At 44.1% G+C, this 26376-nt stretch carries 25 protein-coding genes; 23 read left to right on the forward strand and 2 right to left on the reverse strand.

Features of this window, described 5'->3' with window-relative positions; translation table 11 throughout:
* Positions 1–140 precede the first annotated feature (140 nt).
* Positions 141–362, forward strand: coding sequence for a hypothetical protein (locus tag J7I93_RS20430; protein ID WP_110063740.1), 222 nt, complete (start codon positions 141–143; stop codon positions 360–362).
* A 151-nt stretch (positions 363–513) separates the two neighbouring features.
* Here the strand turns inward: J7I93_RS20430 and J7I93_RS20435 are convergent, their stop codons facing one another.
* Positions 514–2235 (reverse strand): S8 family serine peptidase, encoded by a 1722-nt coding sequence (locus tag J7I93_RS20435; RefSeq protein ID WP_214728013.1) that lies wholly within the window; start codon positions 2233–2235, stop codon positions 514–516.
* A 764-nt stretch (positions 2236–2999) separates the two neighbouring features.
* Here J7I93_RS20435 and J7I93_RS20440 point away from each other — a divergent pair.
* From J7I93_RS20440 to spoIID, 15 genes are all read left to right on the forward strand, one after another.
* Entirely contained in the window at positions 3000–3374 is a 375-nt protein-coding gene (locus tag J7I93_RS20440) for an NADH-quinone oxidoreductase subunit A (protein WP_214728015.1), read from the forward strand.
* Positions 3365–3877 (forward strand): NuoB/complex I 20 kDa subunit family protein, encoded by a 513-nt coding sequence (locus J7I93_RS20445; RefSeq protein ID WP_110063743.1) that lies wholly within the window; start codon positions 3365–3367, stop codon positions 3875–3877. The genes J7I93_RS20440 and J7I93_RS20445 overlap by 10 nt, the downstream gene beginning before the upstream one ends.
* A 3-nt stretch (positions 3878–3880) precedes the next feature.
* Entirely contained in the window at positions 3881–5146 is a 1266-nt protein-coding gene (locus J7I93_RS20450) for an NADH-quinone oxidoreductase subunit C (protein ID WP_214728017.1), read from the forward strand.
* A 3-nt stretch (positions 5147–5149) separates the two neighbouring features.
* Complete coding sequence (locus J7I93_RS20455) at positions 5150–6250, forward strand: NADH-quinone oxidoreductase subunit D (RefSeq protein WP_110063745.1); 1101 nt, start codon at positions 5150–5152, stop codon at positions 6248–6250.
* Positions 6250–7260 (forward strand): NADH-quinone oxidoreductase subunit NuoH, encoded by a 1011-nt coding sequence (nuoH, locus tag J7I93_RS20460; protein WP_214728019.1) that lies wholly within the window; start codon positions 6250–6252, stop codon positions 7258–7260. The genes J7I93_RS20455 and nuoH overlap by 1 nt, the downstream gene beginning before the upstream one ends.
* An 80-nt stretch (positions 7261–7340) precedes the next feature.
* Entirely contained in the window at positions 7341–7760 is a 420-nt protein-coding gene (nuoI, locus tag J7I93_RS20465) for an NADH-quinone oxidoreductase subunit NuoI (protein ID WP_110063747.1), read from the forward strand.
* Positions 7757–8278, forward strand: coding sequence for an NADH-quinone oxidoreductase subunit J (locus tag J7I93_RS20470; RefSeq protein ID WP_214728021.1), 522 nt, complete (start codon positions 7757–7759; stop codon positions 8276–8278). Before nuoI ends, J7I93_RS20470 begins: the two co-directional genes overlap by 4 nt.
* The gene (nuoK, locus tag J7I93_RS20475) at positions 8275–8589 is read left to right on the forward strand and encodes an NADH-quinone oxidoreductase subunit NuoK (RefSeq protein WP_214728023.1); all 315 of its coding nucleotides are present in this window, start codon (positions 8275–8277) and stop codon (positions 8587–8589) included. The genes J7I93_RS20470 and nuoK overlap by 4 nt, the downstream gene beginning before the upstream one ends.
* A 175-nt stretch (positions 8590–8764) precedes the next feature.
* Complete coding sequence (gene nuoL / locus J7I93_RS20480; RefSeq protein WP_214728025.1) at positions 8765–10633, forward strand: NADH-quinone oxidoreductase subunit L; 1869 nt, start codon at positions 8765–8767, stop codon at positions 10631–10633.
* Positions 10630–12147, forward strand: coding sequence for an NADH-quinone oxidoreductase subunit M (locus tag J7I93_RS20485; RefSeq protein ID WP_214728027.1), 1518 nt, complete (start codon positions 10630–10632; stop codon positions 12145–12147). Before nuoL ends, J7I93_RS20485 begins: the two co-directional genes overlap by 4 nt.
* A gap of 6 nt (positions 12148–12153) precedes the next feature.
* Positions 12154–13668 carry an NADH-quinone oxidoreductase subunit NuoN gene (gene nuoN, locus J7I93_RS20490; RefSeq protein WP_214728029.1) on the forward strand — a complete coding sequence of 505 codons (1515 nt, stop codon included), beginning with the start codon at positions 12154–12156 and terminating at the stop codon, positions 13666–13668.
* Between the two features lie 358 nt (positions 13669–14026).
* Positions 14027–14284 (forward strand): DUF1146 family protein, encoded by a 258-nt coding sequence (locus J7I93_RS20495; protein ID WP_214728031.1) that lies wholly within the window; start codon positions 14027–14029, stop codon positions 14282–14284.
* 295 nt (positions 14285–14579) lie between these two features.
* Entirely contained in the window at positions 14580–15323 is a 744-nt protein-coding gene (locus J7I93_RS20500) for a YwmB family TATA-box binding protein (RefSeq protein WP_214728032.1), read from the forward strand.
* A 33-nt stretch (positions 15324–15356) separates the two neighbouring features.
* Entirely contained in the window at positions 15357–16667 is a 1311-nt protein-coding gene (gene murA, locus J7I93_RS20505) for a UDP-N-acetylglucosamine 1-carboxyvinyltransferase (RefSeq protein ID WP_214728034.1), read from the forward strand.
* A 737-nt stretch (positions 16668–17404) separates the two neighbouring features.
* Positions 17405–18436 (forward strand): stage II sporulation protein D, encoded by a 1032-nt coding sequence (spoIID, locus tag J7I93_RS20510; protein ID WP_214728036.1) that lies wholly within the window; start codon positions 17405–17407, stop codon positions 18434–18436.
* Between the two features lie 114 nt (positions 18437–18550).
* Here spoIID and J7I93_RS20515 read toward each other — a convergent pair whose 3' ends face one another.
* Positions 18551–18964: a VanZ family protein gene (locus tag J7I93_RS20515; protein ID WP_214728038.1), complete on the reverse strand. Its 414-nt coding sequence runs from the start codon at positions 18962–18964 to the stop codon at positions 18551–18553.
* A gap of 143 nt (positions 18965–19107) precedes the next feature.
* On the opposite strand from J7I93_RS20515, the gene spoIIQ reads away from it, so the two are divergent.
* From spoIIQ to J7I93_RS20550, 7 genes are all read left to right on the forward strand, one after another.
* The gene (spoIIQ, locus tag J7I93_RS20520; RefSeq protein WP_214728040.1) at positions 19108–20076 is read left to right on the forward strand and encodes a stage II sporulation protein SpoIIQ; all 969 of its coding nucleotides are present in this window, start codon (positions 19108–19110) and stop codon (positions 20074–20076) included.
* Positions 20077–20389: 313 nt separating this feature from the next.
* A complete protein-coding gene (locus J7I93_RS20525; RefSeq protein WP_214728042.1) occupies positions 20390–20995 on the forward strand; it encodes a pyroglutamyl-peptidase I in 606 nt (201 codons plus the stop codon).
* Between the two features lie 386 nt (positions 20996–21381).
* A complete protein-coding gene (locus tag J7I93_RS20530; protein WP_144544436.1) occupies positions 21382–21564 on the forward strand; it encodes a hypothetical protein in 183 nt (60 codons plus the stop codon).
* Positions 21565–21714: 150 nt separating this feature from the next.
* Positions 21715–22017 (forward strand): DUF4212 domain-containing protein, encoded by a 303-nt coding sequence (locus J7I93_RS20535; RefSeq protein ID WP_214728044.1) that lies wholly within the window; start codon positions 21715–21717, stop codon positions 22015–22017.
* 96 nt (positions 22018–22113) lie between these two features.
* Entirely contained in the window at positions 22114–23784 is a 1671-nt protein-coding gene (locus tag J7I93_RS20540) for a sodium:solute symporter family protein (protein ID WP_214728046.1), read from the forward strand.
* Positions 23765–25675 carry a DUF294 nucleotidyltransferase-like domain-containing protein gene (locus tag J7I93_RS20545; RefSeq protein WP_214728048.1) on the forward strand — a complete coding sequence of 637 codons (1911 nt, stop codon included), beginning with the start codon at positions 23765–23767 and terminating at the stop codon, positions 25673–25675. The genes J7I93_RS20540 and J7I93_RS20545 overlap by 20 nt, the downstream gene beginning before the upstream one ends.
* 21 nt (positions 25676–25696) lie before the next feature.
* Complete coding sequence (locus J7I93_RS20550; RefSeq protein ID WP_214728050.1) at positions 25697–26362, forward strand: 3'-5' exonuclease; 666 nt, start codon at positions 25697–25699, stop codon at positions 26360–26362.
* The last annotated feature ends 14 nt before the right edge of the window (positions 26363–26376 follow it).

Here is a 26376-nt window from a genome sequence, read left to right on the forward strand (position 1 = left end):
AATAATCAGGACTTGACTAAACACTTAAAACATATTTGAAATATTTATCCCTTCGGGATTTAGGGTTTATATTTTTGGAGAAATGAGGAAGTATAAGGAGGTTGGCAGTGATATCAATGGTTATGAAGGGATGAAGTTTTGTGAAGAATTTTCGTTTTTTACTAAGTGATCAGTTTCAGGCTAATGAGATAGCGGAGGATTTACAGGTTCAGCTGGAGATTAATCGTTTTAATCATGTGAAGGTCACAGCCGTTGAGCAGAGAAATGAGGTTCTTGTTCAGGTGCCTGAAGCGAATGGTTCGCTGGAAGAAGCGGTGGAGAGTTTTATGAGGAATTATCAGGATGGAGAGGTTTTGGAGTAGAGGGGAGTTGTAAATGTGTACGGAGGTTTGAGTTAAGGCGGAAGGATACCTTCGGCATCTGAGTTCAAAGGCAAATACCATCGGTCTTTTTTTGAGGCAAAAAAGGAGAGAGGCTAAGTTAGTCGCTCTCCTTTTTCTAAGCTGCATCAAATTACTTTAGTATTTTTTCTACTATATAAGTACCCTGATAGTTTTCAAGTGTGTTTAGATATCCTACTACGTCCACTGTATAGGTTCCATGTTCGATATCTGGGATCATTGTTTCTTCATAAGTGGAAAGTGCTTTGCCGGATGAACCGATAAGCGTACCAGCAGAGTCTCTTACTTCCATATCCAAGTCATTTGCAGCAAGTGTCCAGTCAATTCGTACGGTTAGGCTGACTGTTCCTTTGTCCACTGTAATATCTTTATAATCGTGGGAGGCTATGCCTGCGTCAGCTGCGCCCAAGCCGATCGTTCCATCCCAATTATATTCTGTGGTGTATGTGTCGTATGTTTTTCCAGTTTTATTGTCACGGTACTTTCCAATGTTAATGTTGATGTTTTGTGCTGCTTCGACCGCATTATAGGCGTTAACATAGCCGGAGCCAACTTCATGGTATTGATAGTTTTCCATTGGATCGGCGGTTTGCGTTAGAAGGTCAAGGGCCATGTCCGGCGATAGGTTTTCCTGGGCCTCTTTCATAAGAGCAATAACTCCGGAAATATGAGGAGTCGCCATACTTGTTCCGCTGGAACTTGTGTAGTAAGGCAGGTACTCAGGTTCAATATAGGTTGCATCTGTTACTGTTCCGAGTGCGTTCATTACTGCGCCTGTTGAAGAACGGGTCGCTACGATATCAACGCCAGGTGCCGTGATGTCAGGATGAAGGTATTCATCTCCTGGTACGCCCCGGGATGAGAAGTCAGCGAGTGCTTTGTCTTTTGTGCCTGCTGCAACACTGATTACCCAAGGAGCTGCAGAGTAAGGGTTCAGTGTATTGTCGCCGGGTCCTTCGTTTCCTGCAGCAAATACAACTGTCATGCCAGCTTCATGGGCTTTTTTCGATGCGATGTTGATAGGGTGGTTTGGAGAGTATTCTCCTGTTGAGCCCCAACTGTTGCTTATAACATCGATTTCGTATTTTTCCTGGTTGGCAAGGACGTAGTCAAATGCTTCAAGTGACCACAGGATATTGATTCCTTCACCAACACCAAGTCCAACTAGTTTTGCGTCTGGCGCTACTCCCTTATAAAGCCCATCGCTTGCAGTTCCGCTGCCGGCTATCGTTCCAGCCACGTGTGTTCCGTGTCCGGAGGTTGTGTCTGTATTTATGACATTTTCAAGGTATAGGCTGCTTCCTCCGAATAAGCTGTCTCCAACTAAAAATTTCACATTTTGGATGACCTTTTCGCCGAATTGGAGGTCTTGGTGGGCTGCGTCAATGCCGCTATCTATGACGGCTACTGTTACGCCTTTGCCTGTGTAGCCAAGGTCGTTCCAGACGGATTCAACTCCGATTAAGTTTCTGCTGTCTTTCATGAGATATTGAAGGTCTTCATTTAAGTAGATGGATAGGATGTTGTTAGTGGCTGAGCTGAGAAGGCTGTTGATCATGGTGAGGCTGCCTTTGACTGTAACCATTGGCAGGTTAGTGTATGTTTTGGTTTCAAATCCGAGTGTCTGCAAGAGTTGTATGTCTAATATTTGCGGTTGGTCTTTGTAGGTTATGATGGCTTCTACATTTGTGTTGTTGAGCGGGTTTTGCAGCAGTTCTTGCAGTTTTGGATCGAGTTCGATGGATAGCAGATCTGCTTTTGGACTGGACATGGATGATGAGAAGATGAGTCCAAAGATTAATAGGAATAGAGTTGTGGTGCGTAAGGTTTTCATTTAATCCCTCCTGATTGTTTAGAATTTTCTAACGATTTGATTATACCCGAGATGAGGAGTCGGTAAACGGGACTTTTGGAGGGATTTAGCTGGTTTGTTTTGTTGAGGTTTTTTAAGAAGAGGGAGACCTTCGGTCTTTTTTCTGATAGATCTTTGATCTTTTTAGGATGGGTTATAAAAAGTGGGGTGGGTGTTACATTTCTCACTGACAGAGGTTGTTTTTTGTTTTTTAATGGTAGGTGGAAAGGCTCTTTTGTGAAGTTCAATAGAATTTGATGGATATTGTGGTGGTGCATACTCATATATTCTAATGATGGATGGAGGCAAGCTTTGTTTGTTAGGCACGTCATCTTCCGCTTCGCTCCAGATCACGTGCAACTTTTGGTGGTTATTGTTTCCCAGATTGAGGAGGGTTCGCTTTTGCGTCATCTCCTGGTGTGTTTCGAGGGTGTTTTTTCAGGGAGATCACGCAATCGCTCAGGGGAGGGGGGACGTGTCGACAACGGCGTTTCTGCTTTTGGAAATTCTCTCTCTGCGAGCCGCTGGCGCGTCTCTGGATTCAGCAGGCTGAATCCCCGCCGAACAAAGCTTTTTCCGCTTTTTGAGAGCGAGCTCTCAAACGCTGCAAAATCTTTGTTCGGCGGTCGAGAGAATTTCCAATAATAGTATGGGGTTGTGTCGACACGTGGGTTTTAGGGTGCTATAATGGTTACGGTTACATGTTTAAATGTTGTGAAAATTTTTCGGCATTGGAGGGGATGGGCATGGAGCTTTGGAATTTATATCAAAATAACTATTTGATAGTTTTTGTGTTTCTGTGTCTTGGGGTTTTGCTGCCTGTTGTGGCGTTGTTTATAGGGAAGCTTTTGCGGCCTTATAATCCTTATGATGCAAAGTACACCATTTATGAGAGCGGAAATGAGCCATTTCATGATTCTAGGGTGCGGTTCAATGTCCGCTATTATATTTTTGCCCTTTTGTTTGTTATTTTTGATGTGGAAACTGTGTTTTTATATCCATGGGCAGTGGCGTATGAGAAGCTTGGTATTTTTGCACTAATTGAGATGTTGATTTTTGTGTTTATGCTTGTAATTGGGCTTGTATATGCTTGGAAGAAGAAGGTGCTAAAATGGATTTAAAAATGGAAAACATCCCAGAAGCGGAAATGGAAGAGATTAAACGGACTGTGTTTTTTTCTACATTTGAACAAATAAAGGCTTGGGCGCGGAGTAACTCATTATGGCCAATGACCTTCGGGCTTGCTTGTTGTGCCATCGAAATGATGCAGGCGAGTAATGCTCATTATGATTTGGAGCGTTTCGGTACATTCTATCGCAACTCGCCCCGCCAATCGGATGTCATGATTGTTTCGGGAACGGTTACGAAGAAGATGGCGCCGATTCTTCGCCGCCTTTATGATCAAATGCCGGAGCCAAAATGGGTTATCGCTATGGGTTCTTGTGCGACAGCCGGCGGACCTTATGTAAAGTCCTATTCAGTTGTAAAGGGCGTTGATCAGATAGTTCCGGTTGATGTATACATACCAGGCTGCCCTCCGAACCCGGCGGCTTTGATTTATGGAATTAATAAATTGAGGGAGAAAATCCGTTACGAGGCTAAGACTGGGAAGAAGGTGATCTAACCTATGAGCGGCGAGAAGGATCTTGAACAGCAGAAAAAAGAGGCAGCCGCGAAAGCAAAGGCCGCCGCACTGGCAAAAATGAAGGCAAAACAGCAGGGAGAAGCCAAGGAAGAGATTCCTGCAGAGGATATGGACCTGGCAAAGCAAAAGGCAGCAGCTGCAGCGAAAGCGAAGGCCGCCGCACTGGCAAAGCAGAAAGCCAAGGAGCAGGGAGAGGCGAAAGAAGAGTCTCCGGCAGAGGATATAGATCTGGCAAAGCAAAAGGCAGCAGCCGCAGCGAAAGCGAAGGCCGCGGCACTAGCTAAGCTGAAAGCCAAGGAGCAAGGAGAAGTGAAAGAAGAATCTCCGGCAGAGGATATGGATCTGGCGAAGCAAAAGGCAGCAGCTGCAGCAAAAGCAAAAGCAAAAGCAGCAGCAGCCGCGAAGGCAAAGGCCGCCGCACAGGCGAAGCAAGCGGGCGAAGCGGGTAATGGTGATGATGAAAAGGCGAAAGCAATCGCAGCAGCAAAAGCCAAGGCGGCCGCCGCAGCGAAGGCGAAAGCAGCCGCACAGGCGAAGCAAGCAGGCGGAGCTGGTGGAGATGACGAAAAAGCGAAAGCGATCGCAGCCGCGAAAGCCAAAGCGGCCGCTGCAGCTAAGGCGAAATTAGCAGCAGGCGAAGCTGGCGGTGATGACGAAAAGGCGAAGGCAATTGCAGCAGCAAAGGCAAAGGCTGCCGCAGCAGCTGCAGCGAAAGCAAAAGCCGCTGGAGGAAAAGCTCCTGCTGAGCCTGCCGAGGAGAAGAAGCCTTCCGTCAATCAGCCATATCTTGATAAGTATGTAAAAGTAATTAATGAAAATCTCGGATCAGATGTATTGGAAGATTACTATATTAACAATCTTTCCAAGGATGTCCCGACATTAATTGTGAAAGCAGAATCGTATTATAAATTGGCTGAATTCCTTAAATATAATGAACAGCTTGGGTTTGATTACTTATCAGAGCTGCATGGCACTGACTATGAAACATATATGGAAGTATATGTTCACTTGTTCTCATTCAAAAATACCCAATCTGTTGCTTTAAAAGTAAAGATTGATCGTGATGAACCAACAATCGATTCATTGCAGCCGCTTTGGGAAGGGGCAAATTGGCCTGAATGCGAAGCGTATGATTTGTTAGGGATTAAATTTAAAAATCATCCTAACCTGCACCGCATCATGCTTGGCGAAGAATGGGTTGGTTATCCGCTAAGGAAAGACTATGAACCGTATGATGTGGAGGTGTAACCATTGTTGCGAACAGAAGAAATGCTTTTGAACGTAGGGCCTCAGCATCCTAGTACGCACGGTGTTTTTCGTCTCGTCTTAAAGATTGATGGGGAAATCATTAAAGAAGCAAAGCCGGTGATTGGCTACCTTCATCGCGGAACAGAAAAGCTGGCAGAAGACCTTCAATATACACAAATCATTCCTTACACAGACCGAATGGACTATGTATCGGCCATGACGAATAACTATGTGCTATGCCATGCAGTTGAAACAATGATGGATATTAAAGTTCCGGAAAGAGCGGAATACTTGCGAGTCATTGCCATGGAGCTCGGCCGTGTAGCGAGCCATCTGGTTTGGTGGGGTACATACTTGCTTGACCTGGGGGCAACCAGTCCGCTCCTTTACGCTTTCCGTGAGAGGGAAATGATTATTAACATGCTTAATGAACTTTCAGGTGCACGTTTGACCTTCAACTATATGCGTGTTGGCGGAGTCAAATGGGATGCTCCGGAAGGATGGATTGAGAAGGTAGCAGAGTTTATTCCATATATGCGCGAGCAATTGAAAGGCTACCATACTCTTGTTACAGGAAACGAAATCTTCTTGAATCGTGTAAAAGGCATTGGGAAATACACAAAGGAAGATGCCATTAATTATTCTCTTAGCGGAGCAAACCTGCGCTGTACCGGCGTAAAGTGGGATCTTCGCAAAAATGAGCCTTACTCCATTTATGATCGCTTCGATTTTGATGTTCCTGTCCAGGATGGCGGGGACGCATGGGCGCGCTACCAGGTTCGCCTGGCTGAAATCGAGGAGTCATTGAAAATTTTAGAGCAGGCTTGCGAGCAGTTTCCGGCTGAGGGCGATATCCTTGCAAAAGTGCCGAAAATCATTAAGGCGCCTAAAGGGGAAGCTTTTGTAAGAATTGAGTCTCCTCGGGGAGAAATAGGCTGTTATATTTCAAGTGATGGAAAGAAAGAGCCATATCGCCTGAAATTTAGAAGGCCATCATTTTATAATCTTCAAATTCTCCCAAAATTATTGGAGGGAGAAAGCATAGCAAACTTAATTTCCATACTAGGAGCGGTTGATATTATCCTAGGGGAGGTGGATGGCTAATGGTAGAGGAGTTATTGCATTCCCAGGCAGGAATATTTAACTTTGGGGTCTTCTTTTTACTGGCGGTTGTTCTGCTTTTAGTCGTTTTAGGTTTCGTTACGTATGCAATATTGGCAGAACGTAAAGTAATGGGTTTTATGCAGCTTCGCCAGGGTCCTAACCAGGTAGGCGGACGCTGGGGTTTATTGCAGACTGTCGCAGACGTTTTGAAGCTTTTAGTAAAAGAGGATACGATTCCAAAGCTTGCTGATAAGCCATTATTTATTATTGCACCTGTAATCGGGTTTGCTCCGGCCTTTATGGTTATGGCAACCATCCCGTTTACAGATAAGCTGCAATTTGCAGATCTTAGTGTAGGACTGCTTTATTATATTGCCATCTCAGGGTTGACTACGATTGGAATGGTGACAGGCGGATGGGCGTCCAATAACAAATATGCCCTTCTCGGCGGAATGCGTGCAGCAGCACAAATGATTTCCTATGAAATCCCGCTAGTCATGTCCGTGCTTGGAATTATTCTTTTAACCGGAAGCTTAAACCTGAATGAGATCGTCGCAGCTCAGGAAAATGTATGGTTTATCCTGCTTCAGCCCGTAGCATTCATTGTGTTCCTGATTGCATCAGTTGCTGAGCTAAACCGTATCCCATTTGACCTTCCTGAGTCCGAAAATGAACTGGTAGCCGGTTTTACGACAGAATATTCCGGGTTCCGCTGGGCCATGTTTATGCTTGCTGAATATGTATATATGTTTGCCATGGCATCGTTAACAACGGTTCTATTCCTAGGCGGATGGCTTCCGTTATTCTCATTCCTGGACTTCATACCAGGAGCCATATGGTTTGCGCTAAAGTTTACTGCAGTAATCTTTTTGTTAATCTGGTTCCGCAGTACGTTCCCGCGTATTCGCGCAGACCAGTTAATGGAGTTTGGATGGAAAGTACTGCTGCCGGTAGCGCTGGCCAATATTTTCTTAACGGCTATTATCAAGGAGATTATTAATCTGTTCTAAAAAATTCAATTTTATCAGGAAGACATTTTAGTGCAGATCCACTCTGAAAGAAGTTCACTTTAATTGTAAGGGGTGAAAACATGCTTGGATTAGCGAAAGGTTTAAAGTATACCCTTAAAAACTTAACAAGAGAAAAGCCGACTTATGAATATCCGCATGAACCGCTTCCACTGCCGGACAGGTTTCGGGGCATACAAAAATTTTATCCGGAAAAATGCATCGTTTGTAATCAGTGTGCAAACATTTGCCCGACAGATTGTATTCAGTTAACCGGAAAAAAACACCCGGATCCAGCGAAAAAAGGCAAAATTATTGATACGTATGATATCAACTTTGAAATCTGTATCCTTTGCGATTTGTGCACAGAAGTCTGTCCAACAGAAGCGATTATTATGACAAATAACTTCGAATTGTCGGAGTACAGCCGCGATGAGCTGTTTAAAAACCTCGAATGGCTGGATGAAAATGACGAGAACATACGGAAGGTGAATAAAGCATGACGTTTTCAGGTGAGTTTTTAGCGTTTATGTCCCTTGCTCTAGTAGCGGTCATCGGCGGCGTGCTTTTATTGAACCTTACCAAAGTCGTGCATATGGTTATTGCGCTTGTCTTTACATTCGTGAGTATTGCCGGAATTTATGTGCTGCTGTCTGCTGAATTCGTTGCTGCAGTCCAGATTCTGATTTATTCCGGTGCGATTACCATTATCATGCTATTTGGAATCATGCTGACACGCCATAATGACACAAGCGAGCCTCAAACAGGCCGCTGGCGGAAATTATTATTGTTTCTGGGTGTACTGGGCTTTGCCTTTGCCGTTTACATCGGCATTTATAATCTTGATATTGCCCAAACCCCAACTGACCTTCATGTAAATAATACAGAACAAATTGGGATAGAGCTTTACTCAAAATTCATCATTCCTTTTGAAGTAACATCTGTTTTATTATTGGTAGCTTTGATTGGATCGATTATTCTGGCAAAAAGAGATGATGAGAAGGAGGCGGAGGAGGAATGAGTGCAGTTCCCATTCAAGCCTACCTGGCATTGGCTTTAATTCTTTTCTGTATCGGTCTTTATGGAGCGCTGACAAAACGCAATACAGTCATTGTCCTGATTTCTATCGAATTAATGCTGAATGCGGTAAATATTAATCTTGTAGCTTTTAGCAAGTATGGCATTGCGCCTTATATTACTGGGCAGATTTTCGCGCTGTTTGTCATAACGGTTGCGGCGGCAGAAGTCGCAGTTGGTTTAGCGATTCTGATTTCACTTTACCGCAACAGGCAAACCGTCAATATTGATGAGATCGATACGATGAAGCATTAATCAGTGGACTTTGTGAGAAATGCCGTCTATAGCGGCTAAAAATATAGAAGAATTGGCTCGATGCCTTCTTAAAGGCTGAGCCTGAAAGGACCTGTTCACTTCGGGTCCCAATCTGACACGCCGGCAACTCGGACTGCCAAGCTTTAGGGCGTGTTCAAAAAAGGGGATTGTGATAATGATGGAGAATGCATGGATCATACCGCTTTTCCCGCTTTTATCGTTTTTGTTCCTTATTCTATTCGGCAAACGGCTTAAGGAAGCGAGCGCTTATATTGGAATTTTATTAACCTTGGCGTCGCTTGTATACTCGTTATTGGTGCTTTTTGAACGATTTACAGCACCTACTTACAAGGCGGAAGGCGTTTGGCTGACCATAGGGGATGTTCAGTTAACAGCGGGTTTTGAAGTTAATCAGTTGAATGCACTGATGCTTGTGATCGTGTCACTCGTCAGTTTCTTGGTACATACGTATTCGAAGGGCTATATGAACGGCGATGACCGTTTCCCTGTTTTCTATGCTTATTTAGGCTTATTTACATTTGCGATGCTAGGCCTGGTCATCTCGCCTAACCTTCTGCAAACGTATTTCTTCTGGGAGCTTGTCGGGCTTGGTTCATTCTTGCTGATCGGTTTCTATTTTTACAAAGAAGAAGCAAAGGCAGCCGCCAAAAAGGCCTTTATTATGACCCGTATTGGCGATGTCGGCCTTCTGATTGGAATGATTCTATTATTCTGGCAGGTAGGCAGCTTCGAATATGATGAAATTTTTGCGGCTGTTGAAGCTGGTTCCATTTCAGCCACAATGATTACGTTAACAGCCATTCTTATTTTTATAGGAGCTGTCGGAAAATCCGGTCAGTTCCCGCTTCACACCTGGCTTCCGGACGCGATGGAAGGTCCTACGCCAGTTTCAGCCTTAATCCATGCTGCGACAATGGTAGCGGCAGGTGTTTACTTGGTTGCAGCATTATTCCCGCTTTTCGCTGCAAGTGAAACAGCGTTGATGACTGTAGCTGTCATTGGTGCTTTTACAGCCATTTTTGCGGCAAGCATCGGATTGGTTCAGAAGGATATTAAGCGGGTACTCGCTTATTCAACCGTCAGCCAGCTTGGTTATATGATGCTGGCACTTGGATCTGCCGGATATGTAGCTGGTGTATTCCACCTAATGACACACGCTTTCTTCAAGGCCTTGCTATTCCTTGCAGCCGGCAGTGTCATTCACGCAGTTCATACGCAAAACATTGAAAATATGGGCGGCTTATGGAAAAAGCTCCGCATCACCGGGCCACTTTTCCTGATCGGAACACTGGCTATCAGCGGGGTACCATTATTTTCAGGGTTCTTCAGTAAAGATGAAATCTTAATTGCAGCCTGGGCGCACGGAAACACCGTATTGTTCTGGCTGGCAGTGATTGCAGCTTTCTTCACAGCATTTTATATGTTCCGCCTGTTCTTCATGGTTTTCGCAGGCGAAGCGAGAAGCGAAGTGAAAAATGTCCACGAGTCTCCAAGTGTGATGACCATGCCGATGGTTGTCCTCGGCGTATTGGCGGTAGTGGCAGGCTATGTGAATACTCCATGGTTTGGTACATTCCTTGGCGATTGGCTTGTGGAAGGAAACCATTCTTTAGGCCATGGCCACATTGAAGGTCCGGCTTGGATCATGATTGTTGCGACAGTTGTGTCTCTGCTCGGTATTTTACTTGCCTGGCTAATGTATGGAAAGCGCTCAGTGTCCCGCGATTGGCTCACAAGCAGAGCACCGCTTACGTACAAGACATTATATAACAAATACTATATCGATGAATTTTATCAGCTGACAGCTGTGAATGGCGCGAAGTTCTTTAGCTCATTCCTTCGCTTCCTGGAAGTATTCCTTGTTGAGGGAATTGTGAAGGGTGTAGCGGGCATCACATCAGCGCTTGGCAAACTGGGCTCTAAATTCCAGAACGGCCAGATTCAGACATATGGAACGGTTGTCTTTGTCAGCCTTGCTATTTTAGTTGTCATCTATGCGGTAACAGGGGGGTACTTAAAATGAATTTTGCCTATTTCCTATCAATTTTAGTTTTCTCCCCTTTGCTTGGTATTTTAGTATTATCGTTCCTGCCAAAGACACAGGAATCTTTAATTAAAATGGTCGGGTTTTTAGCAACCCTGCCAGCTTTGCTTTTGTCGCTGATCGCTTACTTTCAGTATCGGGCCGGTGCAAATCTTGAAAGCCTGAATGAAAAAGTAAGCTGGATTCAGTTCGGCAATTCCGATCAGCTGGGAAACTTGTTCTCTATCGATTATGAGCTGGGACTCGACGGTTTCTCGCTGATCATGATCGTACTTACAGCTGTTTTATCAACACTGGCAGCCATTGCCTCCATTCATATTAAAAAAGAGTGGAAGGGCTACTTCATGCTATTCCTGCTGCTTGAAGTCGGTATGCTGGGTGTGTTTGCAGCTGAAAACTTGATTCTATTCTTTATTTTCTTTGAAATTACACTTATTCCGACCTTCTTCCTGATCGGAAAATGGGGTTACTTTGAAAAGGAAAATGCGGCGTACAGCTTTTTAATCTATAACGGACTTGGATCTGCTGTCCTATTGATTGTCATTATGGTGCTGTTTGCCCGTACAGGCACAGCCAATATTGATGCTTTGACGGCTGCCATGAATGCAGATAATCCGCAGCTGGTAGCGCCAATCACTGAGAATATGAAAATGGGCATGCTGATTGCTCTTTTAATAGCATTTGGCGTTAAGCTTCCCATTTTCCCGCTGCACAGCTGGATGGTACGGGTTCACGTACAAGCTCCGCCTTCCATTGTGATGCTGCATGCCGGTGTGCTTCTTAAAATCGGTGCATTCGGTTTAATCCGCTTTGGTATGGGGATATTTCCCGAGCAATTCCAAAGCCTGGCAGTATTGCTGGCCGTGCTTGGAGTTGTGAATTTACTGTATGGTGCGTTCCTGGCGTTTGTACAGACTGATTTTAAAATGGTGCTTGCTTACTCTTCTATTTCCCACATGGGAATCGTTTTAATCGGATTAGGCGCATTAAATGAGGCAGGAATTCAAGGTGCAATCTTCCAGGTAGTCTCACACGGCTTAATTGCAGCCCTCTTATTCTTCCTTGTTGGCGTGTTTTATGAGCGTGTGCAAACCTCCAATATCCAGAATCTTGGAGGCCTGGCAAAAGGGATGCCGATTACGGCAGGCTTCCTGCTTGCAGGGGCTATGGCTTCCCTTGGCTTGCCTGGCATGTCCGGATTTGTAAGTGAATTTATGGCTTTCCTTGGCCTGTTTAAAGAAATGCCTGTACTGGCTGCAGTCGGTACAATCGGCATTATCATGACAGCTGTTTACCTGCTCCGTGCAGTACTCGGTATTACGTATGGCAAAGCACATAGAGATTTTGCCGGTATTACCGATATAAGAAAATTTGAGTTTGTGCCTGTCCTGGTTTTAGTGGGCTTGATTGTACTAATTGGTGTATATCCTAGTGTACTGAGCGAACCGCTGACATCCACACTTGAAACGATAATGCTTGGGATAGGAGGGTGATGAAGGATGGATCTCGAAACATTGTTATCATATGAATGGAGCATCATGGCGCCGGAGTTCATCATCCTTGGTGTTGCAACCGCTCTGTCACTTTTAGACTTGTTTATGCCAAAATCGCAAAGCCGCAAAATTCTCGGCTGGCTTGGCTTCGCCGGAATCCTGGCAGCGCTTGTTTCCTTGCTTGGCCTTTTAGGGCACGGCCCGGAATCGATTTTGTTTGATACTTTCAGGCTGGATTCCTTTGCAAAAGCGTTTAAGCTGCTGTTATTAATAGGAGCAGCATTGGTGATGCTGATTGCGATCAGCTATGAGCCAAACGATGGGCTCGAAGAATTCAGGGGAGAATTCTTCTACCTGTTCATGGCAGGTTTGCTTGGGTCCATGATCATGTCATCAAGCGGCGACTTGATCACGCTGTTCGTCGGTCTCGAGCTTCTTTCAATCTCTTCCTACATTCTTGCAGGCATGAGAAAAAGAAATATCCAATCAAACGAATCTGCTATGAAATATGTTATTAACGGAAGTATGGCAACAGCGATCACGCTGTTTGGGATGAGTTATGTATATGGTTTAACAGGAACAACAAACTTAAAGGCGATGGCTGGATTTTTGACATCTGTATATGATGAACAGCATATTTACCTTCTTGGCCTTGCGTTCTTCATGATTGTTGTGGGACTTTCATTTAAATTGGCAACAGCCCCATTCCATATGTGGGCTCCGGATGTGTACCAGGGTGCACCAACACCGGTAACAGCCTTTTTAAGTGTTGTTTCCAAAACAGCAGGCTTTGTCCTGATTGTACGGATTCTGTTCTCAATCTTTGCCAATACGCCATCAGGTGATGCTCAAGGGATGCCCATGATCCTGACTCTGCAGGATTATATCGCGTTCCTGGCAGGAGCAACCATGATTATTGGCAATCTGATTGCCTTAAGGCAGCGTAATATTAAGCGATTATTTGCTTATTCAAGTATTGCACAGGCCGGCTACTTGTTAGTCGTCATTGCCACTATGTCCCTGTTTATGTTTGACACACTGTGGTTCTACCTGGGAGCGTACTTATTTATGAATCTGGGTGCCTTTGCGATTATCCAGTATGTGACACACAAATCCGGATCTGAAGATATCAGCCAGTTTGCAGGCTTATATCGCCGGGCACCGTTCCTAGCGATTGCAATGGCCATCTTCCTGCTTTCGCTGGCGGGAATTCCGGGAACGGCCGGCTTTATTGGCAAGCTGAACATTTTTATGGGAGCATTGGTTCCGCAGGAAGGCCATTATGTGCTGGTTTCCATTATGATTTCCACTACAGTCGTTTCGTACTTCTACTACTTCGGCGTGATGGTGCAAATGTTCTTCAGGCCTGCAGCTGATACCGGGAAGGTTAAGCTTCCTGCAGCTTTAACTGCCGTGATCAGCATTAGCATTGTGGCTACCATCCTGTTTGGAGTCGCACCAAACATTGCATTTGACTTCCTGCAGGGGAATTTCAACCAGTTCACTGATTTCTTTCAGTAATTAGCTTTTTAAAGTGGGGATTTTAAAAGGCTTAATTGAACAATGGGCAATAAAGGGGTATATATACTTGGAGAAGGGGGTGTACCCCTTCTTTTTTTGTTTTTTAACAGTGTGAGCGATATATAGACTTGCAAGAAGTTAAGTTAAACCCAACTTTATGCGCATTCCATTCTTCGTGTTTTTTCGACAAAATGAAAAGATTCGATATAATGGACATATATGCTGCAAAAAATAGCGAAAACTTAATTTTCAAAAAATACCCAACCATGAAACTTACCTGCTAGTATAAACGTCAAATGGTAATATAGCCTGCAGATCAGGTAAGCAAGGTGGAAAGACTCTAAAGGGAGGGAAGAAGATGGTTTCAGGTTTCGGGCAACAGGCTTTGATCAGCATTATGTCTCATTTGGTTTTTATTGCATTGGCCTGGTGGGCTCTTCAGGCATTGCGGTTTGAAACGCTTTTGCGGCCGAATCATGTTTTTCAGGCCCGTGTTTTGTACGTGCTGCTATCCATTGTCATCGGATCGACGGTCAGCAATTTCTTTCTCGATTATCTTTTATGGTCCCAGCAGCTGCCGCTTATTCTGCAAAGCATAAATATTTGGCCGGGTTAATGCTCAAAAGTGGAGCAGACATGACTGGCATGGTGATCAAAGAAAAAAATTTATAAATATAGGTCTTCATACATGTTTTCATTTTGAGAGTTTTTAAGTAAAATCGTTTTGTTGCTTGTTTTCATGCATACATACACTCTTGTGAAAGTTTTTTCAAAGTATGCACAAAGAGGCAAAAAGAATCCTGCATAACAGGTGATTGAGCTGCTTTTAGGCTTGTCAAAAAGTGACGACAATTCCCAAGTATGCTCCTCATAACCTTGGTAACAATGGTACTAAGGGGAGGAGTTTATAAATGAAAAATATAGCAATATTTTTATCAATTATTGGGATAATTGGTTTCATGATGATAAACATTGGGAATAAGACGACTGTAGCCAAAGGGGAGCTTGACCTGTTGACACTGGCCTCGGTAATGCAGGGCGAGAATATTTTAATCAAAGAATGGTCTTTACATGCAAGAGAAAAAATGGAAGGTTTTCAAAGCCTTCAGGAAGTTAAAGCATTCACAGATGAATTACAGCAGAAATATCCTGATTGGGAGTGGAGTTTCCAAACTACCAAGAGTTCATGGGAAGCAACAGCTGTTGTAGAGGATAGCAAGACACAGTCAGAGACTGTCAAAATTCTATCGACCCCCACAAAAGGTCAGGTTCAAACGTATGTGATTTATGAGGCCAAAGGTCAAGGGTGGGAGAAAGAAGAACAGAGTCTGGCTACAACTCTCAATAGTAAAATTTCTGACATTTTTCGAGGAAATGCCACAATTTTCTCTTGTATCCAAGGCGAATTCAATGGTAAGATTAATAAGTCTTTGCCTGATACTGTAAATCAATTATTGGCTGCTTTTAAAGCAAAAGAGATAGAAGCGCTAAAAGAAGACCAATTCATTTCAACATCAGCATATTCGCCACTGCTTGGTGAATCAATTGAGACGAATGGCAAGGAAATGAACATGCAGCTTGGATTACGGACAAAAGGAATGGGCGCCAAGACAACCATAGTTATTGGCACACCCATCATAACGATTGAATATTAATATAGAGAAATTGGACGCGGAGGGGAATACACTTTGGATAAAATCATCGTCCGCGGCGGAAATAGGTTAAGCGGTACTGTCAAAGTAGAAGGAGCAAAAAATGCTGTCTTACCGGTTATCGCCGCAACACTGTTAGCAAGTGATGGCAAAAGCGTAATTCGTGATGTCCCAACACTCTCCGATGTATATACTATTAATGAAGTATTACGCTATTTAAACGCCGAAGTGGAGTTTGAAAATAATACAGTAATCGTAAATGCATCTCGAGAGTTGAAGGTAGAAGCACCTTTTGAATATGTACGCAAAATGCGTGCTTCAGTTTTAGTCATGGGATCTTTATTAGCAAGAAACGGCCGTGCTCGTGTAGCATTGCCGGGGGGCTGCGCAATCGGTTCCCGCCCAATCGACCAGCATTTAAAAGGCTTTGAAGCGATGGGTGCGAAAGTAAAGGTTGGAAATGGCTTTATTGAAGCGGAAGCACCAGAAGGCCGCTTGCATGGAGCAAAAATATATCTAGATTTCCCTAGCGTAGGCGCTACGGAAAATATTATGATGGCTGCCACATTGGCCAAAGGTACAACCATTTTGGAAAACGTGGCGAAGGAACCTGAGATCGTTGACTTGGCTAACTTCCTGAATAAAATGGGTGCCAAGGTTAAAGGTGCAGGAACTGGAACCATCCGCATTGAAGGTGTTGATGTTCTGTTTGGTGCAGATCACAACATCATACCTGACCGCATTGAAGCCGGAACCTTCATGGTGGCAGCGGCCATAACAGGCGGAGACGTCCTTGTAAAAGGCGCTGTGCCGGAGCACTCCACTTCTTTAATCGCGAAGATGGAAGAAATGGGTGTTACGTTCATTGAAGAAGCAGAAGGAATCCGTGTATTGGGTCCAGATAAGCTGAAGGCTGTTGATATTAAAACAATGCCTCACCCAGGATTCCCGACAGACATGCAATCACAAATGATGGCCTTATTGCTTCACGCACAGGGCACAAGTGTGATTACGGAAACAGTATTTGAAAACCGCTTCATGCATGTGGAAGAATTCCGCCGCATGAACGCTGATATTAAAATCGAAGGACGTTCTGTGATCATGAACGGCCCAAGCAATCTGCAGGGTGCAGAGGTTGCGGCTACTGATCTTCGTGCAGCTGCCGCTCTAATCCTGACTGGATTGGTTGCAGACGGTGTAACGCGCGTAACAGAGCTTAAGCATCTTGACCGTGGATATGTAAACTTCCACGAAAAGCTTGCATCACTAGGCGCTGATATCGAACGTATTACAGAAGTGGAAGAAACACCAGCTAAAGATAGCTATGTTTCTGACATGAACGCATAAGAAATGCCAATCAAGGCGGCCTTTGAGAGTCGTCATAAAATAGTCGCCTTGCGAGCATTCCTACCGGAAACCGCAGAATCGAGCTGTCAGAAGTCTGACAAATCGATTCTGCGGTTTTTTGATTTGGCTGGCGGTGTTGGCGCGGTTGTCTCAATTTCATGAGGTTAGGGGCGACCGCCCGATACTGTATCCCGCCCTAATTCTGGACCCTGGTGATGGAAAAGGCTGATATGGCGGGAAGTAATTCATATATTTAAAAAGTGGTGCGTAAATGAATGGAAATGACGCATAAATTTTAAAAGTAGTGCCGTAAATTTTAAAAGTGACGCATAAAAGTTAAAAGTGACGCGGAAACCGGTTTTGCGGACCCCACATTGTGTGTAATGTTAGATAAATTTCGAAACATGCTAGATAAATCGTTTAATATGTTAGATAAAACAGGAAATGTGTAAGGTAAAGTTCGAAATATGTTAGATAAAAAAGAATAACATGCATAATTAGCGGATGAAGGCGGGTTTTGGTACCGCCGCGAACTGTTTTTTTAAAAAGAATCGGTTAGCCCTCATAACTTTGCCCAGAAACGCCAGCCAATATCGGCAGAAAACCGCGCCGAGCCATCTGCATCTGCCCATTTTCATAAAAAAGCCAGCAAGATCATTAAGTTGTCATATTAGCTTGTCCATAGCCATAAATATGAAGTGAGTTAGAATTATTTTTTTGCTATGGAGGCTTAAAACATGACAAAATTCAAACCTTTCATCGTACTAGCCGCATTGTTGTTTGCCGTCACTCTTGTAGTTCCGGCTCTGCTTGTGATCCCTTTTACAGAGGGAACAGTGAGCGGGAAGCTCGGCGAGGAACTAAAACAGGAAGCTAAAAAAGAAACGGCGGCGGAAATCCCACAAGGGCCTGCCATAGAGGTAGGTGTCTATCGCCTGGCACAAAAGAAGCTTGAAAAGGTTCCATTGGAGGACTATATTGTCGGTGTTGTCGCATCGGAAATGCCGGCTGAATTTGAAAAAGAAGCATTGAAGGCACAGGCTCTGGCAGCGAGGACTTTTATTGTTGAACAAATGCTGAATGAGAATAAAGCAGATCTGCCTGGAGGCGCGCTAGTCTATGATACGGTCGTCCATCAGGTTTATAAAAATGAAAATGAATTAAAGCAGGTTTGGGGACCTGATTACAAATGGAAAATCCAAAAGGTAAGAGAAGCCGTTAATGAAACGAGAGGACAGATCCTCACTTTTGACGGATCTCCAATAACAGCATCCTTTTTTTCAACAAGCAATGGCTTTACCGAGAATTCTGAGGCCATCTGGCCAAACTCAGTACCTTATTTAAAAAGTGTAGAAAGTAAGTGGGATTTGCAGTCACCGAAGTTTAATGGAAGAGAGGTATTCACAGTTCAGGAGTTTGAAACGAAACTGGGTGTGAAGCTTCCTAATAATAGCACCATTGGCAATGTGACCGAAAGGACAGCAGGCCAGCGGGTGGCCAAGGTGGAGATTAACGGAAAGGTTGTCAGCGGCAAGGACATCAGGGAAAAGCTTGGCCTGAAATCAACGGACTTCACCTGGGAACGAAAGGGCGACAATATCATTATTAATACACAAGGCTATGGCCATGGCGTCGGCATGAGTCAATACGGCGCAAATGGGATGGCATCTGAAGGAAAGAATTATAAAGAGATTGTTTCACATTATTATCAAGGTGTTGAGATTGCAGCCTCTGATCAATTGCTTACGAAAATCACTGCGAAAAAATAATCAAAAGGCTGGTTCTATTTTAGAATCAGCCTTTTCATTTGCCTTTTGGATTCATATGCTGATTTGGGCAGCCTGTTGACTGGAGCGGAAATCAACCGGAAAATTTAACACAGCCTACTTTTTAAAATAAGAAAGAATGAAAGCAAGCTTTTTAAACCGGCCATGGTAAAGAGCGCGGCTAACAAAATACCAGCACACCAAAACGCCTGTAATGTCCTTTGCTGCGTCGATAAGGGTAGCAGACCGGTAAGGGACAAAGGATTGATGAATCTCATCCAGGACCCCGTAAAGACAGGCAAGAACTGCCAGAAGTATATTCATTGCAGGAGTCAGCTTGCCTGCAGTCAACGCAGCAAAAACGAATAGGACATAAAGAATGCCGAATTCAATGAGATGCAGGGATTCTTTTATAAACCGGTCGACTGCCGAATCGGGCAGCTCCACCACGGCATTATGCGGCAGGCCGGATAGAGTCCAGATCAGCGCCATATATAGGAAGGGAAGAATTCTAATGATCCACTTAAACATATTCCAAAAACTCCTTTAAAAATTTTTTCTTATATCATGCATAATAATAAAACCTTTGTCGAAAAATAAACCCAAAAAATTTTTTTTGCAGAATGTATATAATCCTCTCAATCTGTTCAGACTGATTGCTGAGGTGATGATAAATGAGAGAGGAAGAAAAGAAACGATCTTCTCAAGATTCCAGCTTTAAACGCTTTATGAAAAAGCGGTGGGCATTCCCAGCTATCTACATTGCAAGTGCAGCAATCATTCTAACCGGTGTTCTTTGGTACCAAAGCAGTGACAACGCTACAGACACAGACAGCTACGACTACGAAGCCACTGATATTACCGGTAAGAAGTACGATGAGCCAGCATTAGAAGTTAACCGTGCTATGGAAAACTTCGTAATGCCTGTTCAGGATCCAGACTCAGCTGTCATTCAAAAACAATTCTATGACTATGACGGCAAAGCGGAAGAACAGGAAGCTGCTCTAGTATTTTACAATAACACATACCATCCGAACACAGGTATTGATATTGCCACAAAGGATGGAGAAACGTTTGATGTACTAGCTGCATTAAGCGGAACTGTGACAAAGGTAGAAGAAGATGCACTGTTGGGTAATGTCATTGAAGTTGAGCATGACAAAGGAATTGTAACACAATATCAATCTGTTACAGAGATGAATGTTGAGGTTGGCGACCAGGTAGAACAAGGTGATGCTCTTGCTAAAGCAGGCGAAAGCTTGTTTAATGAAGAAGCAGGTGTTCACGTACACTTTGAAATCCGCAAAGATGGACAGCCGGTCAATCCGCTTGATTACTTCAATAAGCCGCTAAGCGCTCTGCAGGAGTTAGATACAACTGACAAAGCAGATGCTGCTGACAACAGCGGTGCAACTGAAGAAAACGACGAAGCTGCACCTTCTGAAGATAAGTCTACAGAAGAGTCTGGCACAACTGAAGAAGAAGGTTCTACTGAAGAATCTGGCACTACAGATGAAGATGCCGGCCAAACTGACGAAGACAAATCTACTGACACAGAAGAAGATCCAGCTGGAAACTCTGAAGACGAAGGTCAAACTGACGACCAAGTCGAAGAAGAAACGACTGAATCTACTGACGCATAATAATAGGGAGTCCGCCTTGATGGCGGGCTCTTTTGATTATCTTTGAACTTCGATAAGTGTCTAGCTCCGGCACCCTATCGACTCGACGTGCTTCCCTCACCTCGCCTACGATAAGTCAACATCGAATCGCTGTCGCTCTTCGTGTTTCCTTTATCTCACTCGGCTCAGTCCACCACGCTCCGTCGATGGGCAAGGGTGCCTCCGCTTTTCTAGGTACCACCCGAAATTTGTCGAATGAAGTATTTTTCGACAATTCTGAACCGATCCTGTATAATATTTCGAAAGACGAAAAGTTGTACAGGGGGAGCTTAGTATGAAGAAGTTGCTTTTAACGGGGTTTGAGCCTTTTCTTGATTTTCCGATCAATCCGACAGAGATGATTGTGAAGGAGTTAGACGGTCAAAAGGTTGGGAACTATGAAATAAGGGGCCTGCATTTACCCGTTGATTTCGAAGAGGCACCTAAGAAAATAGCAGAGGCGGTAGCCGAGGAAAATCCGAATGCCGTTATTTCACTGGGCTTGGCTGCCGGGCGTACAGCCATCACGCCTGAAAGGATTGCGATTAACTGCCAGGACGGGGAACCGGATAATAGAGGAGTTACCCTTGAAGACAATCCAATAGAGGAGAATGGTCCTGATGGGTATTTTTCCACCCTGCCAATTCGCCGGATGGTCAATAGATTAAAAGAGGCAGGCTATCCAGCAGCAGTGTCAAATACAGCTGGAACCTATCTTTGCAATAATGTGATGTATTCCGTGCTTCATGAGCTTAAGTTATCTGGCAAAGACATCCCTGCCGGTTTTGTCCATATCCCTGCGTCACATGCGCTGGCAGCTGCCAGCAAAAAGAGCATGGCAAGCTGGTCGGATGCTGACCTGCTAAAGGCAATCACATTAATAATAGAAGAACTTGATTAAGGAGCCAAGCCGTTTGGCTCCTTTTAAAATGGATTAAATGAACTATTGAAATAGTAATTTAGACACAGGTTATTATCACCGCTATAGTGTTTTCCTCTAATACCCTAAAGTACTGAGTAAAGTCCCAACGAGTACAATGGCTGATAAAATATAGGCAAAACCTTTCCTATCAAGCTTTGCCGCCTTCTCACCTTTATCCTTACAAAAAAAATATAAATATATTTGCAGCATATACTTGACCTAGAAATGATTTTTGTACATAATGAAGTATAAATTTTCTTAAAATTTAGTTTAGTCAGAAAACAAACACCCAGACGGCCGTTGCAAACTTAAAGCAGAAAGCGACAAAAAATGATAGCGCTTTCTTTAAAAAGGGGGAAACAAACTTGCTTACTTTATTGTCTTTAATGGTGATTACCGGTGTCTGCCTTTTTCTTGCTTTAAGACAGAAAAAGCCAATCTTCCTTGCTGTGCCATTCCTATCTATTTTTGCCTACTTCCTCGTTCAAATCATCCTAGTCCCAGCACCATTTATGGAAACAGTCAAATTTATTTTCAGCCTGAGGTAATGGTTATTTCCGGGTCCGATAACGGATCCGGTCAAATAGCAGCAACTGCTGCAGTTGTTTTCAAAAGGAGTGGTTCCGCACGCTGAAAGACCTGTTTACCAGCAATTATGCATTCATGTAAATCCAATCATTTTAACCGGGGGTGGAGTTGTGAAGAAAATTGAGAAGAAAGTAGCTGACAGTTATTTTCGTGAAAAGACTCGGAATATGATCATTTATTTTGCTATTGGATTTCTGGCTTCCTTTGGAGTCGTCTTTTTTGCTGAGCCTTTAAGTGATATTACCATTAATGGTTTCCCGTTCCATTACTTTATGGGTGCTCAGGGAGCAGTTCTGACTTTTATCATCCTGCTGTTTGTCAATGCCAAGACGGGTGATGCTATTGACCGGAAATACGGAATTGACGAAGAAAAGAATAAGCAGATCAGTTCCGGAAAAGTACTTGATCATTAATGGAGAAAAATTGAGCGGCTGTTCGAGCGGCTTTAAAAGAGAGATATAAAGGGGCGTCATGAAAAAATTTAGCATTGTGAAAAAGGGGGATGGCATTTGGATACACAATTTTTGGTCTCATTATCCATTATTTTAGCCACATTTGCTTTATATATTGGAATTGCCATTTATAACAAAGCAAAAGTAACATCGGACTTCTATGTTGCCGGACGGGGAATCCCTCCGATTTTTAACGGAATGGCAATCGGCGCTGACTGGATGAGTGCTGCATCGTTTATCGGTATGGCTGGAACGATCATGCTTCTAGGCTATGATGGACTTGCCTACATTATGGGATGGACAGGCGGATATTTGCTGCTGACATTCCTTTTGGCTCCACAGCTGCGAAAATACGGCCGTTACACGGTGCCTGAATTTATCGGAGACCGTTTTGATAGCCATACAGCCCGTGTGATAGCGGCGATTTGTACGATCATGATCAGTTTCACATACTCTGTTGGCCAGCTATCCGGATCCGGTGTAGTTATTGGGCGACTGTTTGAAATTGACGCCAAGCTTGGTACCATGATTGGCGTTGTCCTTATTGCCTTTTACGCTGCATTCGGGGGCATGAAGGGGATTACCTGGACACAGGTTGCACAGTATGTCATCTTAATCATTGCTTATATCATTCCAGTTATTTTCATGTCCCTGCAAATTACAGGGAACCCGGCTCCATGGCTATCATATGGAGAAATTGTCGGGAAAATGGGTGAATTGGATCGTGAACTGGGAATTTCTGAATACTTTGCGCCATTTACAAATGGAACAAAATGGCAGTTTCTGGCGCTTATGTTTACTTTAATGGCTGGTACAGCAGGACTTCCTCACGTAATCGTCCGTTTCTATACAGTTTCAACAATGAAAGCTGCCCGCTGGTCCGGTGCATGGGCCTTGCTATTCATCGGCTTGCTTTACCTGTCAGCTCCTGCATACGCTGCATTCTCCCGATTTATCCTGATGACAAAGGTTGCCGGCAGCAAAATCACCGAGCTTCCTGGTTGGACAAAATCATGGGTCGATACAGGCAAGCTGCAAGTAGCGGATTCAAATGGTGATGGCATTCTCCAATGGAGCGAATTAATTATCTCTAACGATATTGTCGTTATGGCAACACCAGAGATTGCAAACCTTGGATTGTTTGTCATCGGTCTAGTAGCAGCAGGAGCAATGGCGGCAGCATTATCAACTGCCGGCGGATTAATGATCGCCATTTCTTCCGCTTTTGCCCACGATATCTTCTATCGGGTGCTAAAGCCGAACTCAACTGAAAAAACTCGTCTATCTGTAGCACGCTGGTCAATCGTTGTGGCAACTCTCCTGGCAGGGCTTATCGCGCTTAACCCTCCAGGAGCGATCACACAGATTGTGGCCTGGGCATTTGCACTTGCGACCGGAACCTTCTTCCCAGCGCTTGTACTGGGTGTTTGGTGGAAGCGTTCAAACTCACAGGGTGTAATTGCGGGCTTGCTCGTTGGTCTGGGTGTGACATTGTCATACATCTTTGCAGCAAAATACGGCGGCTTTACAATCCTTGGAATCATAGATACAGGTGCTGGCGTCTTTGGTGCAGCAGCTGCATTTATCGCTAACATCGTTGTTTCCCTTATGACAGCTGCTCCATCACAAAAGATCCAGGATGAGGTTATGGATCTTCGCTATCCGGAGCAAATGGTATATAAAAACGGCGAAGTTTGGATCAATGACGATGAATCAAAATCCGTCTAAGTTATACAATTTGGAGGCTGTGCGGTTTCACCCCTTTTTCAGAGGGGTGGACTCTGACACAGCCCTTTCACTTATCTCCTTATGCGAAGTCCGCCAATTCGAAAAAAATGAAATCATGCTAAAAAAAGATAAACCCCGGGAAGGCCTTCTGCTTATTTTAGAAGGTCTTTCAGAGGTTTTTGTGAAAAATGAAACCCATGGACGCGAGGAGGTTCTCGAGGTTGTCCAAAAAGGCGAAATGATTGGATTTTCAAGCCTTGCTGACTTCCTTGGCGTTTCAAAGCCAGTGAAAACCGATGTGATGGTTGAAGTAAAAGCAGTGAGTGCTGTAAGGGCGATGTACATCCCGTTTGAAGTGGTTACAAGAAGATGGGATGACCCGGCAGTCCACGATTATCTCCTGACACAGGTTGCCATCCGATTAAAGGATATTTATACCTCCCTGGCCGAACAGGTAAAGCTCGCTACCGATTACGGAGAAAATGAAGCCTTTATGATACGTGTCCAGGATGTGATGAGTGAAGGGGTTGCTGCTGTTCTTCCGGAAGAGAGTGTCCAAAAGGCAGCCCGTTTGATGCATAAAATGAGAACGAGCTCTGTGCTGGTTATAGAAAATGAATTATTAAAAGGGATTATTACGGAAAGGGACATGGTTGAGCGGGTGGTTGCAAGGGGAATCGAGTTATCAGCCGAAGCCCGTACGATTATGACACCAGACCCTGTCTCGATATCAAGGTCTGCTTATTATTATGATGCGATTTCACTCATCTTTTTAAAAGGATTCAAGCACTTGCCTGTTGTGGAGGATTCCAAGGTAGTTGGAATTGTCACTCTATCAGACTTGCTGAGGAAGAAAAACGAGAATGTCATGAAGACGATCCAGAAGATTGAACAGGCGGACCGGGACAGCCTGCCACAGGTGAAAAATGCCATTTATGAGGTAATCGATACGCTAATAAGGGATCGGGTTCCCATCTTGACGACCTTTGAAATCATAACAAAGCTTTATGACCGCCTTGCAGGCAGAATAGTAGAGCTCTCTATTAAAAATCTGCAGGAAAAAGGGATGCAAAGGCCAGGTGATTTTGCGTTCTATCAAATGGGCAGCAGCGGACGGGGCGAACAGTTTATGCTTACCGATCAGGACCATTTCCTGGTCTATGAAAATCATAGGGAAGATGCTTCTGCTTATTTTTCAGAGCTGGGAAGAGAGATTACCTCCAATATGGAAGCAGCAGGATATGTCCGGTGCAAAGGACTCATGATGTGCAGCGAACAGAAATGGCGCGGCTCACTGGCTGTGTGGGAAGATAGACTGCGAAAATGGATGCTGCAATCTACCAACTCCAATCTATTACTAGCCCAGAATTTCTTTTCGTACCGGTTTATTACTGGCAGTGAGAGATTGCATGAGAAATTTGAAAGAATGATTGCTGAGCAGATGAAAAGGTCGAGGATCTTTTTGTACCGGCTGGCACAGCTAGAAAAGGAGCATCCCATTCCGACCCTGGACCAGCCAATCCGGTCTTTATTTAAACTTGAACGGAAAAGCATTGATATGAAAAAAGAAGTTCTGTTCCCGTATCATCACAGTCTGCAAATTTTATCTCTATTGCATGGAAAACAATCAGGGACACCGGTTGAAAAAATAGATTATCTGAAGAAGAAACAAGTCATTTCCAGGGAGTTTGCTTTGGACCTGAAGGAAGCAGTAAGCACCATCCTGACCATGTATGTTACCCAGCGCTGGCAGCAGGCGAAAGCGGGTAGTGAGCTAACATCCGTTGTATCGTTTGCCAGGCTGTCAACACGCGAAAAGGAAGAATTGATTTTAAGCTTAAAAACATTAAGGGAGCTGCAGAGCCAGGTGTTTATACACTTTTCAGTATAGCTCTCAAGAAGGAGGCTGGTAATGTTTTTTCGCAGAAAAAATGTAGCATGTTCCTTAACCTATGAAAATATTCCGCTGTCAACACCCTTGGAGGATCTGAAATTTGTCGTGTTTGATACGGAAACCACGGGATTTCAGATTTCAACAATAGACCGGCTTATCGAAATTGGCGCAGTTCCGGTTAGGGGTCTGGAAGTGTGTGACAAGGATGTTTTTCAGACATATGTAAACCCAAATCGACAAATTTCTCGGGAAATAACAGAATTGACCTCTATTTCCGCTGAGCGGGTAAAAGGTGCCCCGCAAGCAGTAGAGGCTATGATGAGCTTTTTTGATTATGTCGAATCAAGGGAAACGGTCTGCCTGGTCGGCCACTACGTCAGTTTTGATGCACTTGCCATGAAAAGCGAATTTAAACGGGAAAAGCTTGCTTTGAAAAATTTCCTGACGATAGACACCTTGGACTTGATTGGGTTTATTGCCCCCTCCTATGACATGCGCGACCTCGAGAGGTACGCCATGGCATTTGGCACCAGAATTTATGAGCGCCACAGTGCAGTAGGGGATGCACTAACCACTGCCTACCTATTTGTTGAATTGCTACTACAGTTCAAAGACAGAGGCTATAACACATGGGGAGAATTGATCAAAGCAACCGATAGCCAGATGAGATCCATGCAGTTTTAAAGGGAGAATGAAGG

The organism is Bacillus sp. ISL-47 (genome assembly GCF_018613175.1).
Taxonomy (GTDB): Bacteria; Bacillota; Bacilli; order Bacillales; family Cytobacillaceae; genus Cytobacillus.